The sequence below is a fragment of the Globicatella sp. HMSC072A10 genome (assembly GCF_001811625.1).
In the GTDB taxonomy this organism is placed as follows: Bacteria; Bacillota; Bacilli; order Lactobacillales; family Aerococcaceae; genus Globicatella; species Globicatella sanguinis.
The window spans coordinates 1-11,303 of record NZ_KV805751.1 but is presented as its reverse complement, the minus strand read 5'-3'; the positions used below and the strand labels follow the sequence as shown (position 1 = coordinate 11,303).

Genomic DNA, 11,303 nt, shown 5'->3' with positions numbered 1-11,303 from the left:
AAATGACCTTCTAAATATATATTACGAGGAGGGATGTTATAAGCGAAGTATTTTAACAGATGGCTTCCTCTTGATAACTGCCATTGGTATTTGTATCTTAGTTTTAGTATTTATTAATAATTGGCATTGTCTGAATAAAATCGTTTATTACGATTGTCGGCATTGTAGAAAGTAAAGCCCTGACCAATTACTTGTTGGACATCGGAGATAGTGACAAAGGCTTTAGCATCAATTTGTGAGATTAATCGTTGAATTTGCACCACCTGATGACGGCTCACAATGACATATAAAACATCTTTTTCGCGATGACTGTAATAACCATAGGCTTTTAAAACTGTTAAGCCACGACCAACTTGTTCAATAATAGCATGCGCTACTTCGTCTTGTTTTTCAGAGATAATCATTAACGATTTGCGACGGTCAAAACCTTCTGTGAATACATCGATCATATAACTAGCAATAAACTTCATAATTAACGTTACAATCGCGTTTTCTAGACCAATAACAAAGGAACTCGCGATAATAATTAATAAATTAATTAAGAAGACACCTAGTGAAAATCCTAAACCAAAGAATTTTTTCAACATTAAAGCGATAATATCGGTTCCGGCAGTTGTTCCATTACCACGGACAATAATCCCCATACCAATCCCCATGACGACGCCACCAGCAATCGAAGAAATTAAGACATTTTCGGAGGTGAAACTAGGTGTTTGGATAATTTCCATGAACCAACTCATCATAGCTAAGGCATAAATAGTGAAGACCAGTGTTCTCTTTTCAATAAATTTCCAGCCAATAAGTAGTAAAATCGCATTCAGGATAAAGTTGGTAGCTCCAACATTAATTTGGCGCATATAGTATAAAATAATTGCAATACCCGACACGCCACCACTGGCAAATTTATTAGGTAGAACAAAACTATTTATACCTACCGCATAGATTGCGCAACCTAAAGTAATCATCACGATTGAGAAAATAATGGTTGATGTTTCCATTTTGAGATAATCATTTATTCTTTTCATTGAGAGCTCCTAATTTTTTATTTTATTCATCAACCATTATACCACGCTAAATAAAACTGTAAACGGCTATCTGATTAAAAACTGATTAATTATTTCACAATCACATGAGGCGAAAATATTGGTACAATCGGAGTCTTTTTTTAGCTTATCATGCTTCTATTCACAAATTTTATAACACTTTTTTCAATTTACTACTAAAAAATTAAAGCGTTTCATGTTATAATGGTCTTATGTAAAATTATTTAGAAATGGGGAACATGTTAAATGTCTATTACTATGGCAGTGAACGCTGGTAGTTCAAGTTTAAAATTTCAATTGTATACGATGCCTGAGGAAACAGTCATCGCTAAGGGATTAGTAGAACGTATTGGGATTAATGACTCTGTATTCAAATTAGAATATGGTGACGACCAAGAAGTGAAATTAGTGGAGGATATCGCAACTCACGATCGAGCTGTTGAAATCTTATTTGAACAATTAGAAGCTAATAATGTTATTCATTCATTTGATGAAATTACGGGAATTGGTCACCGTGTAGTGGCAGGTGGCGAATTATTTAAAGAATCTGCTTTAATAGATGATGAAGTAATCGAACAAGTAGATGCATTAGCGGAATTTGCACCATTACATAATGCAGCGGAAGCAGCAGTTATGCGTGCATTTAAAGAGCGCGTTCCTAATGCAACAATGGCAGCAGTATTTGACACTTCATTCCATACAACTTTACCTGCTGAAAATTATTTATATAGTTTACCATATGAATATTATGAAGATTTCAAAGCGCGTAAATATGGAGCTCACGGAACGAGTCACAGCTATGTTAGTCGCCGTGCTGCCGAAATGTTAGGTAAAAACATTGAAGATTTAAAAATTATTACTTGTCACTTAGGTAACGGTGCGTCAATTACTGCGGTTGAAGGTGGTAAAGCAGTGGATACTTCTATGGGATTCACACCTTTAGCTGGGGTGACAATGGGAACACGTACTGGTGATATTGATGCTTCAATCATTCCTTTCTTAATGAAAAAATTAGAAATTACCGATATTAATGAAATGTTAAATATCTTCCAAAAACAATCAGGTTTACTAGGAATTTCTGGCATTTCAAGTGATATGCGTGAAATTATGGCTGCAAAAGAAACAAATGAACGTGCTAAAATTGCATATGACATTTTTATTAACCGTGTTCAAAAATACATTGGTCAATATATTGCCGTCATGAATGGTGTTGACGCGATTGTCTTTACAGCTGGTATTGGAGAAAACTCAGCTCCTGTCCGTGAAGATGTTATCAATGGTATCACTGTTTTCGGTGCAGAAATTGATGCAGAACGTAATGATACTCGTAAAGAAGCGGTTATTTCAACTGAAGACTCTAAAGTCGTGGTATTAAATATTCCAACGAATGAAGAAGTAGAAATTGCACGTGAAGTTGAGCGTTTAAAAACGAATGCTTAATTAGTTGTAATAAAAGATGATGAAGGGCTGGGACTTGCTCCCAGTCTTTTTTCGTGATTAAATATGAAGTACTTACTATTTTACATGAATTTAATCGATATTTAACAAATTAGTAGCAGGATAGTCAATTTTTCTTCTAATTTATTTTATAATATAGTAAGTGAAGAAATAGATGAAAGAAAGGTGGTGCCGCAAATGGCTAATCAAAAAAAGTCGAGTCATATCTGGCAAGGCATCAAAAATTTATGGCGCTATTATCGTGGATGGAAATGGCTCATCTTCATAGGGATGACGCTGTCTTTAATCTTATCCAGTTATTTAGTTCTGATTGCGAAAACAACTTCCGTAGATACATTACAGGAAGCGTTAATGTCTCATACAACAGTCTTAGATATCAATGATGAAGTAGCCGGTACTTTACGTGATCAAAAAGGGAGTTATGTTAGTTTAGAAAACATTTCAACGCCGATGCGTGAAGTAGTCGTCAATACCGAGGATAAACGATTTTATCAACATGTCGGCTTTGACCCAATTGGGATGGGGCGGGCATTTGTACGCTTAATTATCAATCGTAACACTACCGGTGGTGGGGGAAGTTCGATTACACAGCAATTAGTAAAAAATGCGTTTTTAACGTTAGATCAAACGTTTAATCGTAAATTAAAAGAATTTTTCCTGGCATTAGAAGTTGAAAAGAAATATACCAAAGATCAAATTTTAGAGATGTATTTAAACCATGCTTATTTTGGGAATGGAGTCTGGGGGATTGAGGATGCTTCGATGCGTTACTTTGGACATAGTGCCGCCACCTTAAATTATAATGAAAGTATGGTTTTAACGGGGATTTTAAAAGGACCTAATATTTTTAATCCGATTGATGATTATGAAGCAGCGATTGATCGTCGTAATGTTATTGCTGATTTAATGTATAAAGAAGGTATTCTTTCACAGTCTGATGTTGAAAGTATTAAGGTCAGTTCTATTGTGCTGAATGATGCTTATTATGATACGGTGAGTCATGAATATCCGTTTTATTTTGATGCGACCATTTCTGAAGCAGTCGCTAAAGCGAAGATACCTGAAGATGTGTTAGTTTCAAGTGGTTATAAGATTTATACGTATTTAAATACAGACTATCAAAATGCGATTGATTCTTCTTATACGAATGACTGGATTTTTGGTGATGATGGGATTGATCCAACCGTTCAAAGTGCTAGTGTAGTAGTTGATCCTAAGACAGGTGGGGTAATGGCGGTTTATGGTGGACGTGGCGAATATACCTATCGTGGCTTCAACCGTGCGACCGATATGTATCGTTCTCCTGGTTCGACGATTAAACCTCTAGCGGTCTATGTGAGTGCCTTGGAAAGAGGTTATACCATCCATTCGATGGTCCCCGATGTTGTAAAAGGATATGGGAGTGATAACTACGCACCAGAAAACTATGACCGTCAAGTGTCCGATACCGGTGAAGTTGAACTTTATTATGCTTTAGCTCAAAGTAAAAATACCAGTGCGGTTTACTTAATGGATCAATTTAAAATTGATACTGCTGTTAATAAATTAGCGCAATTTGGTATTAAGGTCGAAGAAGAAGATAAGTCCTTAACACTTGCTTTAGGAGCCATGAAAAACGGTGTTTCACCACAGCAATTAGCATCAGCCTATTCTGCTTTTAGTAATGATGGCGTGCGTTTAGAAAGTAATTTTATTCGTCGTATTGAAGACCCAAGTGGTAAAGTCGTTTATAATAATGAAAACCCGACGAAATATAAGGTGATGACAGCCAATGTCTCAGCTGATATGACGAGTATGATGCTCGATACTTATGGTGGCTATGGAACGGCTTATGGTGCTGGCCCCGATTATGGATTAATTGCTGGTAAGACAGGTTCGACTGAAGTGAGCGAAGGCAATATGCAAACCCGTGATAAATGGATGGTAGGTTATACACCAGACTTTACCATTGTTACTTGGGTTGGTTTAGATAGTGTTGGTGATGGTAATTTAGATGAGTTGATGCCGACAGGGATGGGGAGTCTATTCAATATTCAAACAACTAATTTGATGTTAAGTTCACCGCAAACACCTTTCAATGTTCAAATGGCATCACAAATGGAAGCAGATAGTAACTTTATCGATGAAGATATTTTTGGCGATGGCTTTAAAGCATGGTTAGAAGGTGCTGGGGAAACCTTAAATAAAGTCGTTGATAGATTAGGCAACGAGGCTTCTGAATTATGGCAATCAGCTAGCGAATGGTTAGAGACAGTTGAATTGCCATTTTAAAACAATTAAAAAATCCTAACTGAAAAAATAATTTACTTAGTAATTTCATTGTAGAATGGTCTATATTTTGATATGATAGTAACGTAACTTAAAAGGAGATGACTAGAAAATGACACAAAATAACATTTATGATACAGCTAATCAATTAGAACGTGATTTACGTAACTTAGATGCTTATAAAAATTTAGTAGAAACAATGAAAGCAATTCAAGAAGATAGTGCTTCTAATGAATTATTTGAAGAATTTAAACAAATGGGACAAAGTTTCCAAATGAAGCAAATGACTGGTCAACAACCAACAGAAGATGAAATTAAAGATTATCAAGAACTTTCAGAAAAAGTGATGGCCAATGAGTCTATTAATAAATTAATGGAAAGTGAACGTCAGTTAAGTCAAATTATGGAAGACATTAATCGCATCATTACATTACCATTGCAAGAAGTTTATAGCGAAAATAACGAACAATAGTTTATTTTGCATCTGAATTGCCAACTGCGTGTCAATCGAAGTCGATTTGCGTCAGTTGGTATTTTTTAAAACAAATTTGAAAGGAGTCAGCTATGAAATTACTACATGTATCTGACTTACATTTAGATACTCCTTTTAGTGGGATTGCTAAACAAGATTATCAATTACAACAAAAGCTGATTCAAGCTCCCTTTGAGTCTTTTGAACGATGTGTCTCAATCGCGATTAATCAAAAAGTAGATTTAATGTTAGTTTCAGGCGATATCTATGATGCGACTAAGCAAACTATTGCGGCTAAGCATTTTTTCTTTCAGCAAATGAATCGCCTAAAACAAGCAGAAATTCCAGTCGTCATAGGCCATGGTAATCATGATTATTACGAGCCGAATCACTTATCAATGAATTATCCTGACAATGTTCATTTATTCGAGGAAGAATTAGTGAAGCACTTTGATATTACCACTAAAAATAATGAAACGATCCGCATTTATGGTTTTAGCTATAATCATCGTTGGATTAAAGAACGAATGATTGAAAAGTATCCGATTAATCCGAGAACAACTGATTTCTCCATTGGTTTATTACATGGTTCTTTAGATTCCACTGAAAGCGAACAAGCCAATTACGCACCTTTTAGCTTACAAGATTTGTTAAGCAAAGAATATGATTATTGGGCACTTGGCCATATTCATCAAGCTATGGTGCTAAATGAAGTCCCTTTAATTCAATATCCAGGTATTATTCAAGGAAAAAATGCTAAAGAATCGGGAGATAAAGGCGCTTATATTGTCGAATTACGTCAAAATCAACCTACCTTAAATGAGTTTGTGTCGCTTGCATCCATTGTCTGGGAAACAGCTAATTTATATTGCGACTATGATTGGGATCAACAGCGGATTATTTCAGAAATTCAAGACATTGTTACTAATTATGAAGCAGAATCTGAAGGGACTCAGCAGTCTTATTTATTAACGATTCATTTGAATGATGCTCATAAATTATCCAATGCATTACAAGAACAAATTGAATCTGGGCAATTAGCAGAAGTATTTCAACCGAATTATGAGGCGAAACGCTTTACTAAAGTAGTTAAAATCAAATTAGTCACGGATAATCAATTAGAGGTTTTTGAATATGACCAACTATTGAATGAGAGCTATTTAGCGACTCTTCAAGAATTTAAAGATGGAACATTATACGATACAGTCATTAAAGAGATTACGAAGCATCCAGTCATGCGAAAATGGTTAAGAGATAGTGTTTTAACCGAGGATTTAAAAAATGATGCGATCGAAAAAGCTAATCAACGATTACTGCAAACTTTGAGTATCGAATCGGAGGAGGATAACCATGAAAATTAAAAAGTTAGATATTTATGGTTATGGTAAATGGGTTGACCAAAGCTTTGAAATTGATGAACACTTACAATTGTTTTATGGTCCAAATGAAGCTGGAAAATCAACTTTACAATCTTTTATCCGAAGTATTTTATTTGGTTTTCCGACCAAACACCGTCGTGTCAATCAACTCAATCGTTATGAACCTAAATTAGGTAGTCGATATGGTGGGCGTATTTTATTAATAGATACTCCCGAAGGCGATTTATGGATTGAACGAACAGATTCCAAATTTTCAATTCATACAGTGGATGGAGAAGAAAAGGACCCAGCGCTATTGGAAACATTATTATCTGGGCTTGATGAACGTTTATTTGATACCTTTTATGCTTTTAATTTGCAAAATTTACAAGAACTTTCACAATTAGACACCGAGCAAATTAATGATTATTTCTTAAGTATTGGGACCGTGGGAAGTGATCAATTTGTAAAAATTGCCAAGTCATTAGAAAAAGAAACCGATGATTTTTATCGTCCCCAAGCACAAAATCGTCCACTTAATCTATTATTAAGTGAATATGATCAATTAGCCTATAAAGTTGAAGCTGCCAAAGAAACTATGGGACAATATGATCAATTACTGCAAAAAAGACAAGATGAAGAAAAAACAATTGCTGAGTTAAACGCTAATATTAAAGAAATAGACAACTCTATGCGCGAATTAGACAAGTTAGTCGGACGCTATGACATCTTTATCAAAGATAGAGCAGCTGTGCGTGAATTAGATCAACTCGTTTTTACCGAGATTGAAGACGAAATGCCTGAAAAGATTAAACAAGCGAATCGTGATATTTCTGACAATCACTCAGAAATTAGGCAATTAGAAGAAAAGATTGAGTTAATTCGTGGGGAATTAGGAACGATGACCCGTTTAAATTGGGCAGTGAACCATGAAGAAGAACGTAAAGTATGGTTATCAAAAACTCAACAAGCCAAAGACATCCAAGCTAAAATTGAGTATGCTCAAGCACGGATTGATGAACAAGAAAAATCGATGCACGAATTAGCGGCCAGAGGTCAATTTTATCCTGAACGCGTTGCCGATGATAATGAATATCAACTAAAAGTAGAAAGCGGACTTGATATTCAATCTAAAAAAATTGATTTAGCCAAACAAGAAGATAATTTGAAATCCGAGCGTAAAGTTTATTTGGAACAACGCAAAGAACAACAGAATTATAGTGCCATTGTCCGTTCGCAAGTCGCGAAACTTGAAAATCAACGCATGAATGATGAAGCTGTTTTGATAGAAGAGACCAGTTTAAAACACTATTTGATGGGAATTGTTTTCCTAATTTTAGGTTTAATGTTAATGGGATCGCAAATGATTAATTCTGTTTTTAATCTGAATGTATTATTCTGGTTAGGGGCTATTCTAACAGTTATTGGTTTAGTGAGTTCGCTCTATGTCTTTTTTGAACATCGTAAACGATTTAATATTTTCCACAATAGTCCAATTGTTAGCAAAATACAAGAATTAAGAGAGAAAGAAAGCGATTATCAAGAACAAAGTAAAGCAATTGGCATTCAAATAAATCAACGTGATGAAGCCTTAGAAAAAATTGTGGAAGAACGTGAACAAGTCAATAAATCTTTACAAAAATGGTTAGTTTCAATAGGGTTTTATCCAACTGCTGATCCCGAATTAGTCCTTAAAACCAATCCGGTAAAAGCATATTTTGAAGCGCAATCAGTAAAAGAAAAATTCATCGAAGAAAAAGAACATAATCTACAATTGATTAACGATTGGCTTGCTTTATTACAACCACTATTCGAACGTTTCCCATTTGATGATGAATCGGTACGGGCGCAAATTCGCTATGTTGAAGAATTGGAAGCCCAATTGAAAGTAACGCAGTTCAGAGGTCAAAATTTAAATGATCGCATTACGGAAGCCGAAACTAAAATTGCACAATTGAAACAAAAAGCTACCGATGATCAAGCTTTAATTGATGATATATTAGCGACAACGAATAGTCAAAATCAACTAATTTTCTTTGACAAAGTTCGTGATAATGAACGTATTTTAGAATTAACTGAAAAACATGAGTTATATCAACAACAAATGGCCGGTTTCGAAGAAGCACTAGCAGAAGTAGTGAATAAACAAGCGCTAGTTGAAGAATATAAACGATTAGAAGCGAAGATGGAATTAACACGCGAACAATTAGTACCACATCATTCGGAACGTGCTAATTTAGAAGTAGCGATTCGTAATCTAGAATCAGATGGCACTTACCAAAATCTAACGCAACAATTAGCGATTAAAGAAGCTGAAGTCAGAGAAGCTGTTTTAGAGTGGACATCTAAACGCATCGCGATGGAATTAATCTTTAAAACACTGCGTCATGGTATTGGGGACCCAGTACCTGCTATGATTGAACGTGCGAATGAAATATTTGAACGTTTATCTTATGGACGTTATACGCAAATTAAGCTGAACAAACAAGGTGTTAAAGTGATGCAGTTTAGTGGTATTTTATTTGAACCACATGAATTGTCACAAGGGACATTAGAACAATTGTATGTCGCATTACGATTAGCATTTGTTGAAAGTGCTACTACAATGGTTAAATTACCAATTATTATTGATGATGCATTCGTTAATTTTGATGAATTTAGAAAAACGAGCATGTACCAAGTGTTAGAGAAATTTAGTGAAACAATCCAAGTCCTGTTCTTTACCTTTGATCAGCAAGCGATTGAATCATTTAAAGAAGAACAGACCATTGATTTATCTGAGATTGAGCAAGTAGAAGAAAAGGCGGTGGAATAATGACTTATTTGTATGATATTCAAACAGGTGAAGATTTTAACCTCTTTTTATTAATAAAATCAGCAGAAGTAAAAATTGCAAGAAATGGTAATCCATTTATCGCTTTTAGTTTCCAAGATCAATCAGGTTCGATGGATGGCATGTATTGGTCTGCTACTGATGAGGAAGTTGCCAAATTCCAAACTGGAAAAGTTGTATTTGTACGTGGAATGCGAGATAGTTATCAAGGAAAATCGCAAGTGAAAATTAAACAATTACGACTAGCTGAAGAAGGCGAACCAAATGATCCAGCCCTTTATCTAGAACGTGTTGAAGTCAAACGTGAAGATATTAAACGTGAAATTGATGAAGCCATTTTCTTAATTCGAGAACCTAATATTGTACGTATTGTCCATAAAATTTTGAATACCGTTGAAGAGGACTTTTATAGTTATCCAGCAGCGAAAAGATTTCATCATGCAATGGTTGGAGGCTTAAGTTTCCATACGGTTTCAATGTTAAGAATTGCTAAAAGCTTATTAAAAATCTATCCAGATTTAAATGCGTCTTTATTAATTGCGGGGATTATTCTTCATGATATTGGTAAGACGATTGAATTAAGTGGTCCTGTCTCAACAGAATATACCTTAAAAGGAAAAATGATGGGACATATTGTCATTATGTCGGAATTAATTGATCAAGCCTGTCGTGAAATCAATATTAATCCTGAAATGGAATCGATTGTATTATTGAAACACGTCGTTCTAGCGCATCATGGTAAATTAGAGTTTGGCAGTCCAGTAGTCCCTCAAATTGTTGAAGCTGAATTGATTCATCAAATTGACTTAATGGATGCAAACTTAAACATGATGCTAAGCGAAACAGCAAAAATTGAAGGTGGCGAATTTACCGAACCAATCTTTGCTTTAGACCGTCGTCAATTTTATAAACCTAAATTTAAATAGAGGAGCCTTGCTATGTCCAATGAAAAAGAATTAGCATCTAATCAAACCGAAACAAGTGGTTGTGGCTATTCAAACCACGGGCACGAACATCACCATGAGTGTAGTTGTGGCCATCATCACGATCACCACCATGATTATGAACCGCATCATGGTTTAACCATCAATTTTGATGGTGAAGTCCAAGCAGATATTAATCGTGTTTGGGAAATTTTAACTGAGAATGAGTATATTACCCAATGGTCCCAAGGTTTACGGATTGAAGATTACCGTCCTGGTGGTAAATTGATATATACCGATGAATTAGAAACAGACCATTTCTTTATGATTTTAGATATTGAAGCACCGGTATTGTTCACCTTCACTTGGCAAGAGGGCACGATTGCTTTTGAATTAAAGGCAACGTCTGAAACAACCACGTTGATTAATTTTTCTAATTGGCTAGAAATTGTCGATGAGAATGCAGCGATTAGTTTAACGAATTGGATGATTAATTTACAAACAATCGCAGCTTTAGCGGAAGGTGTCGCAATCGAAGATCGTGACACACAATATGTTGAAATATTACCAAGAATGCGTCAAATGTTGTCATTAGAAGACACGAATACTATCGAATTTGAATAATAATAGCAAGTAACAAGACCGAGCAGAATTTTAATGATTTCTGTTCGGTCTTGTTTGTTTAGGTTATGTTTAAACAGGCAAAGTATTGTTTATCTCAGCAGAAGTATTAATTAAATAGTGTTTAATAAACTAACGATCATCGCCTGGTTTATGACCGAAGAAGTTTAGGTATTCTCGGTAAAAATAGGTTCGATTAGAGAAACCGACGATATGACTAATCTCATTTATAGGTAAGCGTGTGGAATGAATTAACAATTGGGCTTTTTGCATTTTTTTGATTAATTAACTCAGTTGAAAGTTCTAAAATTAAATTAGCCACTTAAA

General features: G+C 35.0%; 9 protein-coding genes. 7 read left to right on the top strand and 2 right to left on the bottom strand.

Translation table 11 applies throughout. The features are described from left to right. Nucleotides 1-113: 113 nt before the first annotated feature. Nucleotides 114-1,025, bottom strand: coding sequence for a YitT family protein (locus HMPREF2811_RS06940; RefSeq protein ID WP_071408708.1), 912 nt, complete (start codon nt 1,023-1,025; stop codon nt 114-116). Between the two features lie 264 nt (nt 1,026-1,289). On the opposite strand from HMPREF2811_RS06940, the gene HMPREF2811_RS06935 reads away from it, so the two are divergent. The 7 genes from HMPREF2811_RS06935 to HMPREF2811_RS06905 all read left to right on the top strand — a co-directional run bounded on the left by HMPREF2811_RS06935 (nt 1,290) and on the right by HMPREF2811_RS06905 (nt 10,979). Continuing rightward, entirely contained in the window at nt 1,290-2,483 is a 1,194-nt protein-coding gene (locus HMPREF2811_RS06935; protein ID WP_071408707.1) for an acetate/propionate family kinase, read from the top strand. A gap of 195 nt (nt 2,484-2,678) precedes the next feature. Continuing rightward, nucleotides 2,679-4,772: a transglycosylase domain-containing protein gene (locus HMPREF2811_RS06930; protein ID WP_071408706.1), complete on the top strand. Its 2,094-nt coding sequence runs from the start codon at nt 2,679-2,681 to the stop codon at nt 4,770-4,772. Between the two features lie 109 nt (nt 4,773-4,881). Further along, nucleotides 4,882-5,241, top strand: a complete 360-nt coding sequence (locus tag HMPREF2811_RS06925; RefSeq protein ID WP_066124444.1) for a YlbF/YmcA family competence regulator — start codon at nt 4,882-4,884, stop codon at nt 5,239-5,241. Between the two features lie 92 nt (nt 5,242-5,333). Further along, nucleotides 5,334-6,602, top strand: a complete 1,269-nt coding sequence (locus HMPREF2811_RS06920) for a metallophosphoesterase family protein (RefSeq protein ID WP_071408705.1) — start codon at nt 5,334-5,336, stop codon at nt 6,600-6,602. Further along, nucleotides 6,592-9,414: an ATP-binding protein gene (locus HMPREF2811_RS06915; protein WP_071408704.1), complete on the top strand. Its 2,823-nt coding sequence runs from the start codon at nt 6,592-6,594 to the stop codon at nt 9,412-9,414. Before HMPREF2811_RS06920 ends, HMPREF2811_RS06915 begins: the two co-directional genes overlap by 11 nt. After that, nucleotides 9,414-10,358, top strand: coding sequence for a 3'-5' exoribonuclease YhaM family protein (locus HMPREF2811_RS06910; protein WP_071408703.1), 945 nt, complete (start codon nt 9,414-9,416; stop codon nt 10,356-10,358). The genes HMPREF2811_RS06915 and HMPREF2811_RS06910 overlap by 1 nt, the downstream gene beginning before the upstream one ends. 12 nt (nt 10,359-10,370) lie before the next feature. Continuing rightward, nucleotides 10,371-10,979 (top strand): SRPBCC domain-containing protein, encoded by a 609-nt coding sequence (locus HMPREF2811_RS06905; protein ID WP_071408702.1) that lies wholly within the window; start codon nt 10,371-10,373, stop codon nt 10,977-10,979. A gap of 129 nt (nt 10,980-11,108) precedes the next feature. Here HMPREF2811_RS06905 and HMPREF2811_RS11930 read toward each other — a convergent pair whose 3' ends face one another. After that, nucleotides 11,109-11,249 carry a helix-turn-helix domain-containing protein gene (locus tag HMPREF2811_RS11930; protein ID WP_141749275.1) on the bottom strand — a complete coding sequence of 47 codons (141 nt, stop codon included), beginning with the start codon at nt 11,247-11,249 and terminating at the stop codon, nt 11,109-11,111. Nucleotides 11,250-11,303: the final 54 nt, after the last annotated feature.